14 protein-coding genes and 1 pseudogene are annotated in these 18,702 nt (G+C 53.3%); 4 read left to right on the top strand and 11 right to left on the bottom strand.

The annotated features are described in order from the left end of the window. Window positions 1–156 precede the first annotated feature (156 nt). Window positions 157–1,189 (top strand): annotated as a pseudogene (locus BDD14_RS18185) (IS110 family RNA-guided transposase). Between the two features lie 469 nt (window positions 1,190–1,658). Here the strand turns inward: BDD14_RS18185 and BDD14_RS18180 are convergent. Both BDD14_RS18180 and BDD14_RS18175 read right to left on the bottom strand, forming a co-directional pair. Then, entirely contained in the window at window positions 1,659–1,874 is a 216-nt protein-coding gene (locus BDD14_RS18180; protein WP_130420046.1) for a hypothetical protein, read from the bottom strand. Window positions 1,875–2,486: 612 nt separating this feature from the next. Continuing rightward, complete coding sequence (locus BDD14_RS18175; RefSeq protein WP_130420045.1) at window positions 2,487–3,650, bottom strand: hypothetical protein; 1,164 nt, start codon at window positions 3,648–3,650, stop codon at window positions 2,487–2,489. A gap of 367 nt (window positions 3,651–4,017) precedes the next feature. Between BDD14_RS18175 and BDD14_RS18170 the strand changes: the two genes are divergently transcribed. After that, window positions 4,018–5,129 (top strand): IS3 family transposase gene (locus BDD14_RS18170; RefSeq protein WP_423201759.1). Its coding sequence is split into 2 segments (ribosomal slippage): window positions 4,018–4,279 and window positions 4,279–5,129, totalling 1,113 coding nucleotides; the frame shifts between segments, so codons are not numbered across the junction. Window positions 5,130–5,448: 319 nt separating this feature from the next. On the opposite strand, the gene BDD14_RS18165 is transcribed toward BDD14_RS18170, so the two are convergent. From BDD14_RS18165 to BDD14_RS18140, 7 genes are all read right to left on the bottom strand, one after another. Continuing rightward, window positions 5,449–7,104 carry a TIGR03118 family protein gene (locus BDD14_RS18165; protein WP_130420043.1) on the bottom strand — a complete coding sequence of 552 codons (1,656 nt, stop codon included), beginning with the start codon at window positions 7,102–7,104 and terminating at the stop codon, window positions 5,449–5,451. Between the two features lie 194 nt (window positions 7,105–7,298). Next, the gene (locus tag BDD14_RS31905) at window positions 7,299–7,463 is read right to left on the bottom strand and encodes a hypothetical protein (RefSeq protein ID WP_165420137.1); all 165 of its coding nucleotides are present in this window, start codon (window positions 7,461–7,463) and stop codon (window positions 7,299–7,301) included. 972 nt (window positions 7,464–8,435) lie between these two features. After that, a complete protein-coding gene (locus tag BDD14_RS18160) occupies window positions 8,436–8,699 on the bottom strand; it encodes a hypothetical protein (RefSeq protein ID WP_130420042.1) in 264 nt (87 codons plus the stop codon). A gap of 405 nt (window positions 8,700–9,104) precedes the next feature. Continuing rightward, complete coding sequence (locus tag BDD14_RS18155; protein WP_130420041.1) at window positions 9,105–9,716, bottom strand: DUF3455 domain-containing protein; 612 nt, start codon at window positions 9,714–9,716, stop codon at window positions 9,105–9,107. A gap of 543 nt (window positions 9,717–10,259) precedes the next feature. Next, complete coding sequence (locus tag BDD14_RS18150; protein WP_130420040.1) at window positions 10,260–11,063, bottom strand: PP2C family protein-serine/threonine phosphatase; 804 nt, start codon at window positions 11,061–11,063, stop codon at window positions 10,260–10,262. Further along, window positions 11,060–12,328, bottom strand: coding sequence for a hypothetical protein (locus BDD14_RS18145; RefSeq protein ID WP_130420039.1), 1,269 nt, complete (start codon window positions 12,326–12,328; stop codon window positions 11,060–11,062). The genes BDD14_RS18150 and BDD14_RS18145 overlap by 4 nt, the downstream gene beginning before the upstream one ends. Beyond that, the gene (locus BDD14_RS18140) at window positions 12,325–15,096 is read right to left on the bottom strand and encodes a serine/threonine protein kinase (RefSeq protein ID WP_130420038.1); all 2,772 of its coding nucleotides are present in this window, start codon (window positions 15,094–15,096) and stop codon (window positions 12,325–12,327) included. The genes BDD14_RS18145 and BDD14_RS18140 overlap by 4 nt, the downstream gene beginning before the upstream one ends. Window positions 15,097–15,317: 221 nt before the next feature. Here BDD14_RS18140 and BDD14_RS18135 point away from each other — a divergent pair, with 221 nt between their 5' ends. After that, the gene (locus BDD14_RS18135; RefSeq protein ID WP_423201802.1) at window positions 15,318–16,076 is read left to right on the top strand and encodes an IS5 family transposase; all 759 of its coding nucleotides are present in this window, start codon (window positions 15,318–15,320) and stop codon (window positions 16,074–16,076) included. Between the two features lie 799 nt (window positions 16,077–16,875). On the opposite strand, the gene BDD14_RS18130 is transcribed toward BDD14_RS18135, so the two are convergent. Both BDD14_RS18130 and BDD14_RS18125 read right to left on the bottom strand, forming a co-directional pair. After that, window positions 16,876–17,838, bottom strand: coding sequence for a zf-HC2 domain-containing protein (locus BDD14_RS18130; RefSeq protein WP_130420037.1), 963 nt, complete (start codon window positions 17,836–17,838; stop codon window positions 16,876–16,878). Continuing rightward, complete coding sequence (locus BDD14_RS18125) at window positions 17,835–18,323, bottom strand: sigma-70 family RNA polymerase sigma factor (RefSeq protein WP_242618038.1); 489 nt, start codon at window positions 18,321–18,323, stop codon at window positions 17,835–17,837. Before BDD14_RS18125 ends, BDD14_RS18130 begins: the two co-directional genes overlap by 4 nt. Window positions 18,324–18,455: 132 nt before the next feature. On the opposite strand from BDD14_RS18125, the gene BDD14_RS18120 reads away from it, so the two are divergent. Continuing rightward, on the top strand, window positions 18,456–18,677 hold the full coding sequence (locus BDD14_RS18120) for a hypothetical protein (RefSeq protein WP_130420036.1): 222 nt from the start codon (window positions 18,456–18,458) through the stop codon (window positions 18,675–18,677). Window positions 18,678–18,702 lie beyond the last annotated feature (25 nt).

Here is an 18,702-nt window from a genome sequence, read left to right as displayed (position 1 = left end):
ATTCAACTTTGAACTGTCACGAAACCCCGGCGAGTAAACTTCAAGCCAGTGTTGCATCGACCGGTTGAGACCGCCCGGGTTACTGAGATGGTCCGCCGCTTAAACCTCAATCTGGCGATGAGGATCTTATAGGCAGATTGAAGGAGGATCATCGACATGGAGATTCGTTCCGTAGGCATTGACCTTGGCAAGACGACCTTTCACCCGGTGGCTCTTGGCGATAACTGCAAGGTGCTGCTGAAGAAGAAGTTTACCCAGAAGCAGTTGATTGCCTTCACCGCGAACCTGCAGACCTCTTTGATTGGGATGGAGGCCTGTTCCGGGGCGCACTTCCTGGGCCGTACTTTTACGGGAACAAGGCCACGATGTGAAGCTGATCCCGGCCCAGTTCGTGAAGCCATTCGTGAAGTCGAACAAGAACGACTTCCTGGATGCGGAAGCGATTGCTGAGGCTGTGGATCGGGAGAACATGCGATTTGTTCCGATCAAGACGGACGACCAGCTGGATCTGCAGGCATTGCATCGTGTGCGCGATCGTTTGATCGCGCGAAGAACCTCAGTCATCAACCAGCTGCGGGCCTTCCTGCTGGAGCGGGGTCTGGTATTTGCAAAGAGCCCGGCCAGGCTGCGCGAGCGCATGCCCGAGATCCTCGAGAACGCCGAGGAAGATCTCACTCCGCGTATGCGGAACCTGCTGGCTCAACTTTGGAACGAGTGGAAGGATCTTGAACAGCGGGTGGTCGATCTGAACCAGGAAGTGGAGCTGATTGCCTCAAGTGATGCGGCATGCACGCGGCTCAGGCAGATCCCCGGCGTTGGCCCGCTGGTCGCAACCGCGATCGTAGCCGCGATCGGTAACGGCGCAGCCTTCCATAAGGGGCGTGAGTTTTCTTCCTGGCTTGGGCTTGTGCCACGACAGCACTCGACCGGTGGTAAGGCCCGCCTCTTCGGTATCAGCAAGCGCGGTAACAACTACCTGCGCAAGATCTTCATCCATGGAGCCCGCGCAGTCGTATTGCGATCGAAGCGAGACCGCGTCGCCATGGGCGCGTGGATGACCGCTCTTGAAGCCAGAGCGCCACGCAACGTGCTCATCGTCGCCACGGCAAACAAACTGGCAAGGATCGCTTGGGCCGTGCTGTCAAGCGGCCAGGACTATCGGGCAGTTCAAGAGCCAGTCGCGGCCTAGCTAAGCGTAGCTATCAAGATCAAGTTCTCCCACCGAGGTCTGCACCGGATAAGTAAAGATGAAAGAACAGTCAAACGGCGTACCTGAAACCTGATTGCTCAATAGGCTCTTCCACAGCCGAGGGGTTTTGTAGGACAGGTACGCGGCGTATCTCATCATGGCCAGGAGACTGATCTCCACCAAAAGGCCGGATACATTGACGCAGACATTCCTTCATCCATAAACTTTTCCCTTGCATTCAGACGGCGGACCATACATTTGAGCAACTTCGACGCCCGAACCTTCTGGCCAGGTGTACTTGCTCAAAACCCGACTTTTGGGGAGAAGTGACATTCCTAGAATATGTTCATCACCGTCGCGATCGCTGCGATCTTGCTTCTTCTCGCCTTCATTGGAAGCAAGCCCTTCTGTTTCCGGCTGGCCAGGTTTATTTGGGGCGATAGTGGCCCCCTGATGACGTCTTTCTACCTCAAGACAACACTTTCACCGCAAAGTAGCTGGCGGCCATAATCGTAAGAATGACGCCGCACCGCAACGCACTCAGGCGCGGTGGAATGATGGCAAACACGATCAAACCAACAGCCACACTTCCAAACCAGGCTTCCATTTTATGAGTGTTTACGATGGCAGGCACAAATGTCCCAGGTATAACCAATACAGCCGTTTTCAAGATTGAATTCTTCACCGGAGTCTCCTCATCGCAAAATGCCTAATTCGTCATCATGACAGGTAGTCCCTGCGCTGTCTGACATCCATATTGTTGCGCTTGGGCATTGGTCCCATCGATTCCGTTTTTCAACAAGAACAGTCCTCCTTGTATCGCCACGAATGGTCTTACTACTGAATGTCCCCGAGACGTTGCAATAGTAAATAGTGCTCTACTGAGCCTAACTAAACGTCCGATTTCCGTTCCTCGAAAACGGGGTTTTCGGAAACTTCAAATCGAACTTGCCGGAAACTCGACTTCACGGGCGCTTCAGGAGATTCACTACGGCCCCGCTGCTGTTGCATCCGCAGTAAAGCTCATTGGCTCCCACATAGTGACAGCAGGCAATGGCTTCTGTTAGAAAGAACCGCCGGTCCAAAATGAAGTACGGGAGCATTGAATGCGTCATGTTCTGTTGCTGCTTCTGACTACAGCTTCCTGCGCCAGTGCGCAAACGCCACAGGAGCTGTTTCCAATGACAATCTAAGTAACCTTGGCCCGACACAGTAGAACTAAGGAGCCCTGTCACTCGGATCAGGTTTTTTGAATGATTTAGTCGATTTAGGGCTTGACAGAATTCTGTGGGAAACGCTACCGGGCAGGGATGGTCACCACAGGTTGATTCGCTTTAGGACCCGACTCTGCCATCGTGAACAGCTCCATCAGTTGCGCAAACGCCCGCTTGGAAAAAAAGTCGTCATCGTTAATGAAGAACCAGGTGTGGCGGTAATTGACGGCGACAAAGGCATCGCCTGGTTTCGTCTTTGCACTGTGGACGCGGATCATTGGAACCACGCCCGGAAAATCATGTCCTGTCTCGAAGCCGGGGACCGCCCGGTGCCGGGCAATGTCCTCTGAAGGCACCTCAACCTGCGCTGCCGCATTCTGCAGCAGTTCGACGATAGAGCGGGTCTGCACGGCAACCTCAGTGTCGCTTGAGGCAAACGGGGCCGAAACCAGTCTGAGTTCGGTGGCTTCGGGGTTCACGTGCAGCAAGCCCCGCAATTCCCTGATAGCAGCCAAAACTTCGGGTGAAATATCTCTTGTGCGAAGCGTAAGAAGGTTTGCCTCTTGCTTGTCGGGATTTACGTTGACCGCCAGTCTCAATGCCCCGGATGCCTGAATCTCTTGCATCAGTTCCCTGACTCGATGAAACTCCAGATCAGCAGGGGTAATTCCCTGCAGGCTCACGCGTTGGTTTCTCAAACCGTTGATCGACATGATGAGTGACAGCAAGATCGAATCGGCGGGAATTCCATTCTGGATGGCCGCGAAAACCACGGAGACCGGCAATGGGGCCCTTAAGGCCTTGATATAGTCATTGCCTGTCAGCGGCGCGTAGGCAATGGTGGGGCTATTGGAGAGCCCCAGCGAGCCAGCCACGTTGGCGCTGCCTCCTCCACTCGTCGGAATAGTGCCGCCCGCAGTTGCGTTTTGCGTCAGCGTATAGCTGGCGACGATACTGCCCACGTCGACAAAGACTGGCGGATCGACATATCGGATCTTGACGATGTTTAACAGCGCCTGTTCTTTCCAGGAATCGGAAAGCGAGGCACTGTATGCAGCACGATCGATTGGAAGCGACTGGGGACCAATCTTCGGATGGAGGCATCCGGTAGTGCTGCACATCGCAAGTGCTGCGCACGACTTCAAAAGCGCTACGGGCCGGGTCAGCGCATGGAAAATCCGTGCTGCTCGATTCCTGATGCTCGCTGACGGCGCGATCCTGTCGTCGCATACGGTAATGGGACTCATGGTTTCTCCTCCATGTATGCTCAACTGAGCGTTGGTGTGTCACAACGGCCTTCATTGCAACTGTGCAACAACGTTCATTGCGCAGGAAACCGACACAGGGTTTGTGCCGCCTCCTACAGCACTGGTCGCCCTAAGCGGCACGGGAATCGGCAGCCATGTCGGTCAATTCTCACTGACCTATGACCTTACCGTAAACCTCGCGAACGTGCCCTCGTTGGGTATGACTTTAGTTCAAACGCGCTTGTATGGACTAACTTTTGTGGTGCACGTAAAACGGGGCGGTCTCAAATGATGGGCCCCGGTAATTCTGAGCCAAAGCAGATGTTAGTTTCCGCTAAATTTAGCCTGAGAAGGCGGAGGGATTTGGATGCGGAAGAAGCGATTCAGTGTGGAGCAGATGATCGGAGTATTGAAGCAGGCGGAGGTTGGAGTGCCTGTAGCGGAGGTGATCCGCAAGGCAGGGATCAGCGAGCAGACGTTCTACCGCTGGAAGGCGAAGTATGCCGGTCTGGAAGTGGACCAGGTCCGTCAAATGGCTCAGCTGCAGGAAGAGAACCTGCGGCTGAAGCAGCTGGTGGCGGAACTGACGCTGGATAAGACGATGCTGCAGGATGTTCTCTCAAAAAAATGGTGAAGCCTTCGCGGCGTGGACCGATGGTGGAGCGTCTGGTGGAAAGCTATCTGGTGAGCGAGCGGCATGCCTACCGTGTTCTGTGCGTTCCAAGAGCGACCTACCGCTATCGAAGCTGCCTCGATCCACGAACTGAGCTGCGGATGCGTATCCGCGAGATCGCTCAGGCAAGAGTGCGCTATGGATACCGTAAGATCCGCGTACTGTTGAACCGCGAAGGCTGGGAAGTGGGTAAGTATGTGGTGTATCGGTTGTACGTGGAAGAAGGCCTGACTCTGAAGCGGATGAAGCCAGCCGGCAAGCGCAAAGCAGCGCGACATCGCGAAGAACGGTTGAAGGCAACCGGCCCGGATCAGGCCTGGAGTATGGACTTCGTAGCCGACCAGCTGCAGGATGGCACAAAGTTCCGCTCGTTGACCATCGTCGATGTCTATACCAGAGAGGCGGTGGCAATCGAAGCTGGACAAAGCTTGAAAGGAGACGATGTGGTACGAGTGTTGAATCGAGTGAAGCTCGAACGCGCCGTTCCAAAGGTGCTGTTCTGTGACAACGGCAGTGAGTTCACCAGCCAGGCGATGGACCTATGGGCCTATCGGAATGGTGTGAAGATTGACTTCTCCCGACCGGGCAAACCGACTGACAACGCGTTCGTGGAGAGCTTCAATGGGACCTTCCGCTCAGAGTGCCTCGACACCCACTGGTTCCTGGATCTGAAAGAGGCAAGGAAGCTCATCGAAGCCTGGAGGCGGGAATATAATGAGAGCCGTCCTCACGCATCTCTCGATGACAGGACACCAAGCGAGTTCGCCAGCCAGATCGCGGCTAGCCGCGATCTGGCTGCAACCTAAACCGGCCGGGACTAACTCTAGGCTTGGTACAGGAAAACTAGGCCCTTCAATAAACGCGCTACACTAACTCCTCACCGGTACAAAACATCGGGCAGGCCAGTAAGATGGACGCTTATGGAAATGAAGGAGCTTGAACCAGCGGAACTTCGGAGCGAAGTATAAAACAGTGACGAAACGATGACTGAGGCAGGGTCGAACATTCCATCATTGATCCGACTCTTTCAGAGCATCGTCACGCAGGACTCACCAAGACAGGAATAAGTGCCACCATCTTTGGACCGGATAATGTCATCCGTCCAAAGATCGTGGTGTTGCGACTCTAGTCGACTGTGAGTGCAACTGGGATGCTATGCGTGGTGGTTCCAGCCGCGGCATTGATCATGATATTGGTGGTGACTGGGGCACTTGGGTCGGTTTGTCCCTGGTCTTTGTTCGACGAGGCTGAGGAACTGCATCCAATTACTGCAGTTGAGACCAGTGCGAGGGTTAAAGCGAGGGTCGCTCCGCGAAGAACTGTAGAACGACGGCTTAGCCCGTAGAGGGCGAGCATACCAATCGGGCCAGCCAGGGCCATCGTTATTCCTGTTCCGGGAAAGAATGGATGCGCCGCTGCTGATGTAGTCGCGGTCGCGATGGAGACCGTGACGTTTGTGGCCGCGGTGCCTGAGAGATTGATCGTAGAAGGGCTAAAGGTGCAGCTATCTCCAGTGGGCAGGCCGGAGCAGGATAGGGTTACCGGCCCACTAAAGCCGTTTTTTCCGGTGAGAGAGATACTTAGTGTTCCCGCTTGCCCGTTCTGGACGGTCAGGGCCGCCGTGGCGGATTGGAGCGCAAAATCAGGGTTGCCGGCAGGAGGGGCAGCGACGGTAATCGATCCAAACAAGCCTCCTTTGGTTGCGTTGATGCCTGCGGAGAAGAACAGGGTGTTGGGATCGCCAACATTATTGGCCCCGAAAATAATCTCCCACAATCCGCTATTGGTGATGACGTTGCCCTTAGCGTCCTGCAACTGTCCCTTGAGTGCAAAATTGTTTGGATCAAAGACGTTGATGACACCATCGCCGAAGTTGCCCACCAAGAGATCACCGCCAAAGCTGCCAAAGCCCGCAGGGGCAATGGCTACTCCCCACGGTGCGTTCAGGTTGCCTTGACTGATCGCTCGCTTAAGCAGATTGCCATTCGTATCAAAAATGTCAAGGAAGCCCAGACCCGCTCCTAGAATCCTTTTGCCTGTTGCGGGGTCAATTTGGGTGTAAGCGACGTAGACATTCTCAGAGATCACATGCACGGAGAAGGGGGAGAATCCACTCGGAAGGGATGGGTCGGCGAAGCTTCCCTGAAGTTTTGCCGGGCCGAAGTTGCTATCAAAGACATCGATTCCGCCGCCTGTGATCTGATTGGCTGCGAGAAGGAACGTCCCCTTTGCGTTGGTTTCGATCGCGATGCCGGTGTAGACGGCCTTCGCGGAGGAATTATTCACGACCGTGACAGCTTGGGGTGTGGTTGAGTTCCATGCTGCAATGGTTCCATCCAGCGTGGCAAAGATGAATTGGGAGGCGGTGCTTTTGGGTATCGGGAATACCGTTGTGTTTGTATTAAAGACCACACCGGTCGGCATGCCGTGCGCGGAGCTCGAGATTGCCGGGGGGACAGCCACGGTAAATTGCTGATTGCCCTGTGCATCATCGATCAACGAAAAACCACTGCCCGGAGAGTCAATCCAAAACGCTTTTCCGATCGCAATACCCCACGGGTTGACCAAGTTGGGGTCCGTCTTACTTGCCTGGGCAGAGCCGTCCGAGACGATGTTCGTCTGGGTGTAAGAGCTTATCTGTGCGACGGCAGGGAGAGAAGCAAGCGCAGCGACTGCAGCGAAGAAGAGGCGTTTCGCCGTATGCTTGCGAGACCCAGTCGCGAGATGATAGTGCTGGACTGTGTTTCCTTGTAGTTTCAGCTTGATGAGACGGTGTGTCATAGTCGCTCCTAAATGATATTTCGTACTACATTTGTGAGAACGCATAGCAGCGTATTACAAAACGCTCTGGCGTACAGAAGGTGGAAACGAGAGATTTATTCCAAAAAAAGCCAAAAGGACGAAAGTTTTTTATCTGGAGGGCGGGGCAGAAAGTTTGGGGAGTTATAGAGAGAAGTAAGGTCGATCTGAACTACCTAGTCGACTGCGATTGTGGTTCCACTGAGCGAGTCCGAGATCATCGTCATCATCTTGCCAGCTTGATGAGCCCCCTCGGTAGCTGCAGACGTCACCCCGGAGCCCAAGGGCAGTGCTAGATTCACTAACTCATGCGGCGCAATCTGGATAAGACGATTCTCCATAATCAGGTGAAGTACCTGTTGGCCATCATTACGAATGGAAAAATTAATCCGCTTAATCTTTCTTGCAGGGGAGATCGCTTGTGAGGCCATATTTAGGTTTGTGCTCGCAGTATTATGGGGATCAAAAACACAAAAAGTGCGAGCGTTGTAGTAATTGGAAGTAACTTATTCATTTTCTTGTTACCCTATTTATCCTTGTTCTGTAACGGTTGCCTTCTATGTGTAAGAACGCTACCCCTCGGAATTTATTCCTCTCAGGAAGATACGAAATTAAGTTCGATATTTATTATTTAACAGTGGAGCAGTGAGATGGTCGCCTTCATACTGCCCGCAGAACTTAAATCTATTCGGGCTACCATTGTTTCAATGGGTGAATCGGAGCAATTTAAGATAGAGCGCCACCTGCATCGTGAGGGCTAACTCTATCCGTTCGCTGAACAGATGTACTTTGTGAAAAGTGATCCGCCGCTGAGGCTGCGGCGTTGAATTTTCCCGATAACACGATCGGCATCATAGAGGCATCTCAGTGGCATGTCACCCGAAACTGGTAGCACAGTATCTGGTTGTTCTTATTGCCTTACTGGATTTGCCGTTGCTACTCATAGGTAAGCTAGCCAATGCTTCTCGTATTGCACCACTTCCCAAGGTTGTGCATGCTCTTATTCTCGTTCCTGACGCCGCTGTAGTAATAAGCGAACTTTCTGCCCCGTTGATGGCCAGCTCATGTTAAGGGACTCCTTCCTTGAAATTTTCTATGAAAGTTGGCTCGAATCTGCTCCCAATGCCAAATTTGGAAATTGGGTTAGATCGCGCAGGCTTTGCTGAGTTCTTCTTTTATACCCGCGAGCAGCCCGGGAATTGGTGCGGGGCTGGTGTGCGTGAGGTGCAGCGAGCCGTTGACGGAAACTGCTCCGAGGGTCTCCTCTCCTTCGATGCCACGGAGTGCAACTGGTGCCCAGAGGGTCTCGAGCTTTAAGGGACCGAAGTGCTGTCGAATGGGATTCGTCCGAGATTGGAGAACATGACCTGTGCGTTGAACGCGCTTCGCTTGAGTTGAGACGCCTGTTCAACGGTGAAGTCCGAGGAGACGGCTGCGGATTGGAGATCGATCATCCTCGAGATATTCTCTGTGCTCTTGACGGCAGAGAGGCCATATTTCGCGAACCGCGCGAGATCCCAGAATGCCATCGAGCCCCGCGGCGCGATCGAAATCTCACCGCCGGCGAAGGAGACCATGCATTGATCATTCAGACCGAGAATGTCACGGATCTCAGCGGGCGACATGATGCGGAGCGGATTTGGGCCGCAAGTGCACCATTAGTGGGAAAGTCCTGGTCGAGGCAGAAGAGCTCTTCAAAGGTGCCAAAGGGACGGAGTAGATCGCCGGGCAGGAGTTCGAGAGACTGAAGTTCATAGGAGGTCGAAGACATGACGGTTTCCTTTTCTAGGTTCAAGCGAGAGATGCAGACTCGTCGCTCTATGGGGAGGTGTGCAGCGACCAGGCACTTATGGCGTGGAATGGTGATGGTCAAGGACTGTTTCGTTCCCGTCGTTTGCTTTGACGTATTCTCGAAATCTGACTCAGGATAGAGGCCGTTGCCGATGCCTTGGGCCCCTCTAGCTATGTGCGCAATTATTTGATCATTGCCCCGCTTCAAAGAAAGAATATGTCGCCGTGTAAGGAACTCTGCGCACCGCGCTCTGGCTACAACTACCGTCAGGTGCATTCCCACCTTGCGTCCCGGTACGTTGGATAAATCGCACCGTCCCTAGTCTTCCGGCACCACCGACCGACTCAAGCAACAACCACGGCACTGCGGTCGCATCGGGAGCAACCTGTTGGGCAACGGCCTTTCCTTTTACCCAGCTACCGTCATTAAGTTGCCACGTAGGACCTGCAAAGTGTCGCCCAATCACAGCTCCCTCCTGATTGAGGAGCTTGGCATCCGGGGTCTTCAATGTCCAATGGCCATTGACGCAGCCATAGACTTGATCTCCACTTCCAACGGCCTGCAGTAGCAGTCTGGAGTGAGGAGGCACATCGATCGACTCTTTCGCTGTTTGGCCGATAGAGGCTTGCGCCATACACGCAACGACGATGACCAACGCAGTCATCCCCAATCGTTTGACATAAGGAGACAAAGCTTTATCAGATGTTTTTCGATCCCTCTCGATGTCTCGAGAAGGGTCGATATTTCCTAGAGGCTGCGGAGCTGGCGTGAGAAGTATATCGAGTGATACATCAAGAAACATAGTTACACCTTCCGTGACGACCGGCCAGCAAGCATTTAAGTGGAGAACGGGCTGGCCTCTTGAAACTAGAACACCGTCACGACTGATTTATTCCGCGATGTACCGGAATATTCCTAAATCGTCGCGCCTCGCTCTTGTGAGCGTGGCTAGTCGTCCAATACCTCGCTTCCCAAGATGCTGCTCGAATAGCGCTCACCAATGTATGGTGCACTGTGATTAGAAAATCGCATCGAACAGTTGTAACGTGCGGAATGAGCTTTTCCCTGTTGATCCGGTGCAGATGGACTTCGGGTGTTGTGTTTGAAAATGCCTGCGGTATGAGGTCGCCAGAAGGGCTTAACGGAAGCAGCTACTCTGACCTGAACAGTCAATATCGATCTAGCTGCCAAGCAACTTAGAATAGCCGATGACTTCTCAAACACGTAAAAAGTCACATAAGATGACAAAATTTTTCGCGAAAAGCGGCGATTACAAAGACAGCATTTCTCAATCGGCAAGGCCCACACAAATTGGGTGGGCCTTGCGCTTCCCCGCCTACTCACCTCAAGAGAAACGCAAAAGCATACAGGTTATGTTGTCTTCCGCACCGCCCTCGTGAGCTATAGCGATCAGTCCTCGACAAATGTCTTCTATGTTGGAATGCATATATATATGGTGCGCAAGCTTGTTCGCATCGGCATAACGTGTCAGACCATCAGTTGTTAGCAGGATCATATCGGCCGGTTTCAGGTCGAGGGCGAAGAAGTCGGGCTCTACGTTCGGATGCACCCCCACCGCTCTGGTGATGAATTGTCTTAGTCGCTGAGATGCTTCATCACTAATAATGGGTCCTCCACGACGCAGCTGTTCTGCTATGTATGAGTGATCTTCCGTGATCTGTACACAATCACCATCTCTGAGGAAGTAGGCTCGGCTATCACCAACATTGCCAATAATCACCTTATTTTCGAGCATGGCTGCCGCGACGAGGGTAGTTCCCATACCTCGGAGCTTGTAGTCTTGCTGGGCCATGTTCCACACCGTCTCGTTGGCGCTGTCTATAGCGGAACGAAGTCGTTGTTCCGTATTTATTTCCTGACTGGTTAAGTCATTGTAGGTTTTTAGTGTAAGGTCGACCGCCTTATCACTTGCAATTTCGCCGGCTGCCAGCCCTCCCATTCCATCACAAACAACAAAGATATTCGTTTCTGAGTCGTATCCAAAGCTATCTTCATTATTCGACCGCCGATAGCCCACGTCTGAGAGTGCCGCAACCTCCATTCGCAATGTCGTTTTGGTTGCTGCTAAATGATTCAACTCGAGGCCTTGCTCTTGCATATCTCCCTTTTTATCCCGCTGATCCATCATTGCTGATTACCTATCTGTGTCCACTCACCCAACACCTTTGGCGATACAGCCGACTCCACGGGCTTGTAGTGCAGTAGTTTAGCGGTAGCAAACTCCGCCCGCGCCTGTTCACGAAGTGATTCGGTGCGGGGGCCATCTTTCGGAGAAGTCAGGAGAGCCTGCATGAGAAGCGATGCTCCCAGATAGAAATGAGCTGCACCAGCATATTGGGCTCCACCGCCTTGTAGGTACACTTCGATTGCGTCATCGGCGTGCGAAAAATGCGATGCGTAAAAATCCGTTACTCCCTGTGTTAGGCTCTTCGTCATCTCTTCGGGATCTTGCTTTATATATACTGGCGAGGTTTTGTCGCCGGAGTCATCTTCAACTTTTCGTGCCGTTACCTGTGAGGATTTCAGTAGTCGTTGCTCATCTTTCCCAAGAACTTGCTTTTGTTCATGCGAAGCAGAATTTGGCGACATCTTGCCCTTCCCTTGATCGTTGCTCGTCTTTGGAGATGGCGTTGCTTTGCTTAGGGTTTGCGGCTGAACGGGAATGGGCTGCGGCGCCGGTGGAACAGGCTTCGCGTTTGCGGCTTGTGCTTCCGCCGCTTGCGCTTCGCGTAAGCGATCCTGTGGCTGGCCTGGGCCATCTTGCTTAATGAGTATTGCAAACTGATACTTTTGCTCTGCGCCCTTCCAGTCGCCGCTACGAGCCAAGGCCTCTGCCTGCTTCACCATATCGCGGTAAATGCTAATGTTTGTCAACAGCTTGTTGGTAGCATTCTGGAGAGGGGGAGACTGAATGAGTTTTGCTTCGGATTGCGCCGCGTCGAAGTCATTACGAAAATAGGCTGCGCGAGCAAGCTTGAAAGCTTCATAGCTGACAAGATCAACTGGAGCACCTCCATTGCTTGCAATCCGGGCGAGTTGGATCAGCTCCTTAGCTTCAGCCTTGTTGGGCCCGAAAGTGATCTTCTCGAGATCGCGCAGTGCTCCGCCATAGTTTCTTTGCTGTATTTCCATACGAGCAGTGTCGAGGTCTGCCTTAAATTGTCCGAGCGTTTTGTTGACATCTTCTTTTGCTCTGGCGCACTTCTTGTCGTACTTCTTGTTATCGAGAGCAGCCGCCTGGCAAAGATAGTTGGCCTCGGCCAGCAGGTCACCGGAATTCTTCGCACTCGTGGCAATATCCCGAAGTTGGTCGGCGCTCTTGTCCGGATTCGGGGTCTGCGCCATTATCGCTGTTGTGGTCAGAAGTAGTATTCCGCTCCATCGAAGTTTCATGATTTTTCTCCCGTCAGAGCGTGCTTTAAACTTGGCGATCCGATATCAACTGAACATAGGTGCTCGTTTGGGGACACTCTGCATTCCACAGTATGTTGTTTGTTGTCAGGACCGGCAAATGTAACCTCGTAAATACCACTAGCGACTGCCTCTAATCGCAGAGGCGTAGTTGTGTCTCCCTCAGGCAGGACGATGTTCTTACCAGATTTATCTTGAACGCTCACCACCTTTGCCCAAGGGGAAACGTTGATCTCCATATCTGTCGAACTTGCAACAGGCGCAGTAGGTGCTGTAGGTGCTGTAGGTGTAGATGCTGATTCACTAACGGCCACCGGATCAGGCTGAGCAGGCGTTTCATATCGCCGATATGAAATTGCACCGACTACAATTAGCGCCGAGGCCATAGCAAATACCATGGCATACAATCTGACCTTGCCTCCCTTCACAGGAACGTTGCTGACCGGAGCTGGAGACTTCGCGCGCAAGGAGGTCTCGCACTTAACGTTCAGCCGCTTCCAGTCATTACGGACGTCCAGAGTAACGTACGGCAAGGCGCCCTCCACCTCTCTCAACGTTTCTTCAGCTCGTTTGGCGGAATTCTGCGCCAGTTGCTGCTGCGCCATCTGAATGGCTTCTTGAAGTAATTGCTTTACCTTCTGTCCACGTTTCGATTCGCATGTCATTCTCGCAGCGGCGACCAGACTGTTACCGGGGTATTGTTTTTCCAAATCGTCCAGCAAATGCAAACAGTGGTCAAAGTTTCTTGCGGCCATTGCTTCGTCGCAAGCAGTGACGGCTACGTTGATGGCTGTCTGGATCTCTTCCATTGCGTTAGCGACAGGTTTATCCTGCTCCGCGCGAAGCTCCTGACGAACACTTGGAGCCTCGCCCAGCTGTGCCTTTAGCAGTGCCTCCGAAAACTGGAGGGTTAGGTCGCTTTCGCCTTGTGCTTGATCGTGCGGTTGCTGCGGTATCTTCAACAGCTTCGTTGGATCGGCGCCATCGTTAGCATTTTGGACCAGCCCAAGATTGCTGACCAACGCGGTAACTTCTTGCTCGATATCGACCCTTCGCTTCTTGTCTTCGACCTCGGACGTAAGCTGATGTGGTAATCCGTCCGCGGGCAATGTCTCTAATAGTCGGGTCTCGTGATTTCCCGCTGAATCTGAGTCTTTCGAGCCGAGCGGATTCTGGCTGTTTGAGTCGGTGGTATCCAACCCCTTCTGTCGCGTTCCCTCCGTCTGTCGGGCCGTCGCAGAAATGAGTAGGTCCTGGACTTCAGGGTGCACTGGATCGATCTCGGCTGCCTCGCGCAGAAGCGAGATCGCCTCTGTGCAACGCTGTCTTCCGTTCTCTTCTCGAGCAGTCTGCAGCAGTTCGTCAAAGCGTCGCTGTTGCTGGTGTCTCTTCAGCTCGCGCTGTAAATCCGAATATGCATTCTGGAGCTCGGTATTGCGGCCATCAATTTGTAAAGCCTGACCCAAGTAATCCCGCGCCCCCGTCAGGTCGCCGAAATGGCGCGCGTCATCAGCCTGTTTCCATAGCTCCAATACCCTCTGCTGCTGGCTCCTCTCGTCTTTTGCAATTTGCAGTCGTTCGTCCAGATTGAATGTGTTTTCCGTATCCAATTTCTGAGCCTGCAGAAGCAATACGACCGCGTCGCTCCAACGCCGGCCGCTTTCAGCATCCTGCACCTGCTCGATGTGCTGGCGTAGTTGTTCGCCTCGGTGCAAGTGACTGAGTCGATCTTGCACATCACTCAAGAGTGACTTGGTATCGCCATTGACCGGGTCGATCCGTTGCGCCTGTAACAATACCGTTCGCGCACTGGCGAATTGGCTTTGTTCCGTCAGCCGTCGAGCTGTTTCGAGCAACGATCCAACTCGATCGTGCTTCAGACCTTGTGCAAGCACATGGAGATCGAAGGCCATCTCCTCTGCGGTTGCATACCGTGCGTCAAGCTGTTTCGCCAATGCCTTATCGAGAACGCGGCTGAGATCGTCTGGCATGTCCTGTATATGTTCCGCAAGCGGCACATACGGCTCGTGGATCACACGATACAACGCGGAAACATCTCTACCTTTAAACGGCAACTCGCCGGTAAGCATCTCGTAAAGCATCACACCTAACGACCAAATATCGGCCTTTCCATCGCTGGCTTCGCCTTTCAGGCGTTCCGGCGCAATGTAGTGGAAAGTTCCGAGCAGCGTATCGGTCTTTGTGAGTTGCTTAGTTTGATCGGCCAGACGTGCAATTCCAAAATCGACGATCGTCACTCGCCCATCGGGGCGCACGAGGATGTTTGCTGGCTTCACATCACGATGGACTACGCCATGCCCGTGCGCATAGCCTAGCCCGGCGCAAATCTGCTCTACAATGGAAAGCGCCTCCAACAACGATAGGCGCTTCTGCGCACGTAAGAGCTTCTCAAGAGAATCGCCCTCAATGAACTCCATTGCGATGAACGGGCTTTCTTCGTGCTCACCCAACTCATACACGGTGACGATGTTTGGATGACTTAGAATCCCCGATTTAGCTTCAAGGTAAAAGCGTTCGCGCAATTCCGGCGTGACTTCCGTCAGGGTCTTGATGGCAACGCGCCGACCGATCAATCGGTCTTCGCCTTGGTAAACAATGCCCATGCCGCCCCGCCCGAGTTCGCCAGTGATGCGGTATCTTCCGATTTTCGTTATCGGGTTGTTGGATATCTCTGCAGTCATAAAGGCTTCCGTCCTGCTAAACGTCGAACTGTGCATTAGCAAGTTCAAGTAGTCTCGTTACGAGACTCTAAGGGATAACGCATCCCGCGTGAAGTTATTCCATTGCGCCTTCAGAAAAACGATTCATGGGTCGTTGTTGCTCAAATGAACAAGGAGGGAGGCTTGCATGTTGCCCGCTAGCCGCTACTCGTATCAATGAATTGGCTATTTACGGGAAAATTGCGCAAGATGCTCACTCTGATCGCTCTTACAAAGCAGCCAGCCTATCGTTGGAGCGTTTCAACTGCACTGGCGCGCCTATGTGCCGGGAGGACGCTCGGGAGCGGTCGCACCGTTTGCGGGCGGTGTTCAACGCTCTGCGCTGGCTGGTGAAGACTGGGGCGCACTGGCGGATGATGCCGAACGATCTTCCGCCGTGGCCGGTGGTGTACCAGCAGACGTGGCGCTGGATCGGTGCCGGATGCTTCGAGATCATGGTGGAGGACCTGCGCTCTCTATTGCGCGAGTTTGCCGAGCGCAAGCCGCAGCCCACGGCGATGGTGGTGGACAGCCGGACGCTGCAGTCCACGCCGGAGTCGGGGGCGCGGGCCGGATACGATGGTGCCAAGCGGCGCAAAGGAGCAAAGGTGCACGCTGCGGTGGACACCCTGGGCAACCTGCTCGCCTCGCATGTCGCCGCCGCCAACGAGCAGGACCGCGCCCAGGTGGACAAGCTCGCCGAAGCGGTGCAGCAGATCACCGGAGACCACGTGGAACTTGCCTACGTCGACCAGGGCTACACCGGAGAAACCGCGGACAGCGCGGCCGCCCGGCACGGCATTCAACTGGAGGTGGTCAAGCACACGGAGGCCAAACGGGGCTTCGTCCTGCTGCCCCGCCGATGGGTCGTCGAGAGAAGCTTCGCCTGGGCCCCGCGATTCCGCCGCCTGGCTAGAGACTACGAACGCCTCTCCCAAACCCTCGCCGCCTTCCACTACTTCGCCTTCGCCTGCCTCATGCTCAGCAGAATCTTCAAAATACTCAACTGAAGTCATTAACAGCCTCTAGAGGCAATATCGTTGAGCTCGAAATCCGTTTAGCATAAGGCTGCTCTTCTCCTAATTTATGTAGGGCAGATAATCGCGGTCACACAGTATCCTTTTGCGCGTCAGATGCAAAACGGCTATAGCTTACTGATGATGTGCACTGCAAAGGTCCGCGATGACCGTTCCGATCCTAAACATCTGATCGGCCTAAACGACCAAGTGCATCTGTTATAGAAAACAGCGCAATGAGAAGTTTATTCCCGTCTGCTTGAGCCGTTGATCGCTTCTGCTTTTGCCGAAAAGATAGTGCCGCAACGCAGCATGATCTAGGAGCTGAGTTCAACGCGGCGCGCCATATGGTGCCGACTGGTGGGCTGCGGTGTTTCTACCTCACGATCGTCCTCGGCAGTTTGTAATCTACCAACAGATGCAGCGCTGGCTGCAGGGGGGGTGTTTAACTCGCTGATTGAGGATGTCCGCTCATTACTGAGTGAATCCGGGTGGCAGGGCAAAGGGTTGAACAGGTCTGGCCAAGCGAAGTTTAAGCCACACGCTTCTAGCTTCGCCCATGAGACTACGAGGGGTTTGACATGACACTCAAAACTCTACCTTCTCACCTTCGCTGCACTCATGTTTCGAAGCTTCGGACAAATTCCCACATGAAGTTCGTAACACCACATAGGAATTGCGCGTGAGATCTGCACCCGATCTCATGCTCGCGGCCACTCATCTTCCTGATTCAAAGCATTTCTGAACAGGGCTAATTGAAACGAGTGCGTTGACGGACGCCTATAAATTTCGCTCAGTATGGTTCGAAGTCATTTGAGTGGCTGGAACTACCTTTAGAAGCGTAAATTTGTTGTCCCTCTGGCAGTGGTCGCGCCTTCCGCATCCACTGGGTGAACTGGGAAGTATCTACTTTAGAAGAAGCGCCCTCGTGGCAAGTCGAACAAGCGCGTGCTGCGCTTCCCTTAAGATTTGAGGTCAATGCATAGGTGAGGCTCTGGTTTTCCCACGTCACGACATGCATCCGGTCCCGATCCATGGCATGGAATTTAATTCCGTCCGAGTATGTGATATGTCCGCCAATCGCTCGGGCTTGTCGGTCCGGCGCAATCAGTACAGTGACCAAATCCTGCGACAACCGAAAAACGAGCACAGCCGCTCGCTCCCCGCCGAAGGTCACCAAACGGCCACCACGGAGTTTATATTTGGCCAAATCGTTAGCGGCAATACCTGCATTTGGCATACGAAATGGAAACGAAACTCTTTGGGAGAACCACGCAGAAACGACACTTGGCGATTCTGATTGCACGTCGAGTTGCAGGGCGGCGTCCGAGAGCGCTCGATGAGAATCGATGGCAGTTGAAATGAAGCTATTTGCATTCGATTCGACCCGCAAGCGCGGAGTAAAGAAAAAGCCGCTTGCAACAAGAAAGAGCATCGCCGCAACCGCCAGAGCATACTGTATTGTCTTTTTGCGGGGCCTCATAACCATGATTTTGGTCTCGTGGATCAAAGCCTCTGGCTTGAGTGCATCCCGAGTCGCTACCAAGGTCGCAATACGCTCGTGTAGCGCAACCGGTGCACCTGCAAATGGGCGCGCTTGCCTCAATCTTCGAGAGAACGCTTCAGCCCCTTCCATCTCTCGACGGCAAGATTCGCAATGATCCAAGTGAGCAAGAAGCGATTCCGCGTCGCTCCCGTTCAGTTCGTCGTCAAGATAAAGTTGTATCTGCGAGCTGTAATCGGCACAATCGCTCATGATAAATTCCTCTTTTCGAAGCCATTAGGGGCGCTCCCCATGTCGGTAAGTGCCGTACGAAGCTTGGCACGCGCCCTCGCTAACCGTGACATAACAGTACCGGCCGGACAGCCAAGCACATTCGCGATTTCCTGATAGGAAAGTTCTTCAAACTCCCGTAGCAGAATGACTTCTCTAAATTCTACGGGCAAACTATTAATGGCAGATCTTACGATGATAGAGTCTTCATTGCTCACAAGAATCGCATGTGCATCTCTCGCATTTCCAACAAGGCTGTCCGCGGTATAGTCATCCCCATCCATCTCCATAATCGTCGGGGAGTTTCGACGTTTTCGCAGTTGGTTGAACCAGAGATTCCGCAAGATTGTGAACAACCACCCCTTGATGTTGCTATTCTCACGAAGCCGCTCGACGGCCTCCAACGCATGAACATATGTCTCTTGGACCAAATCCTCTGCGTCCGCACGATTGCGGGTGATAACCATCGCATACCTATACAGGCCATCCACGTATTCACTGCCTAGTACGTTCGTAGCGCAGGTTTCCTGTTGACTTCCAGCCATGCTTGCATTGTACGAAATCTCATGGGATCTCACCATCCAAGGATCCATCACGCAATGTACGAAATTGAAACTGCGCCATGGCCCTTCATCCAAAAAGAGCCTAGCTCGATATACAGCCTGTTCGTCCCCATGACAACAACTGGTGCAAATCTATGCCCACGAACAACCGCCGTTGCCGGACCAAAGCAACATGGAGAAGCCCCCTTCTCTATTCGTATGGCGGATCTGGCTGCGACAGCTTTTATCTTTCAAAAGACATGGGCGCAACTGGAGTAAGGCATCCTTTCCGTTATGGCAATAT

Source organism: Edaphobacter modestus (assembly GCF_004217555.1).
GTDB lineage: Bacteria > Acidobacteriota > Terriglobia > Terriglobales > Acidobacteriaceae > Edaphobacter > Edaphobacter modestus.
Note: the sequence above shows the minus strand (reverse complement) of the source record. Positions and strands in the feature narration are given on the sequence as shown.

Bases quoted from the DNA above. Each gene is read 5' to 3' on its own strand.
- BDD14_RS18175 (WP_130420045.1), bottom strand. From the start codon at position 3,650: ATGAGTCCCATTACCGTATGCGACGACAGGATCGCGCCGTCAGCGAGC.
- BDD14_RS18165 (WP_130420043.1), bottom strand. From the start codon at position 7,104: ATGACACACCGTCTCATCAAGCTGAAACTACAAGGAAACACAGTCCAG.
- BDD14_RS31905 (WP_165420137.1), bottom strand. From the start codon at position 7,463: ATGGAGAATCGTCTTATCCAGATTGCGCCGCATGAGTTAGTGAATCTA.
- BDD14_RS18160 (WP_130420042.1), bottom strand. From the start codon at position 8,699: ATGGTCTCCTTCGCCGGCGGTGAGATTTCGATCGCGCCGCGGGGCTCG.
- BDD14_RS18155 (WP_130420041.1), bottom strand. From the start codon at position 9,716: ATGTTTCTTGATGTATCACTCGATATACTTCTCACGCCAGCTCCGCAG.
- BDD14_RS18150 (WP_130420040.1), bottom strand. From the start codon at position 11,063: ATGATGGATCAGCGGGATAAAAAGGGAGATATGCAAGAGCAAGGCCTC.
- BDD14_RS18145 (WP_130420039.1), bottom strand. From the start codon at position 12,328: ATGAAACTTCGATGGAGCGGAATACTACTTCTGACCACAACAGCGATA.
- BDD14_RS18130 (WP_130420037.1), bottom strand. From the start codon at position 17,838: ATGAGCGATTGTGCCGATTACAGCTCGCAGATACAACTTTATCTTGAC.
- BDD14_RS18125 (WP_242618038.1), bottom strand. From the start codon at position 18,323: ATGGTTATCACCCGCAATCGTGCGGACGCAGAGGATTTGGTCCAAGAG.
- BDD14_RS18120 (WP_130420036.1), top strand. From the start codon at position 18,456: ATGTACGAAATTGAAACTGCGCCATGGCCCTTCATCCAAAAAGAGCCT.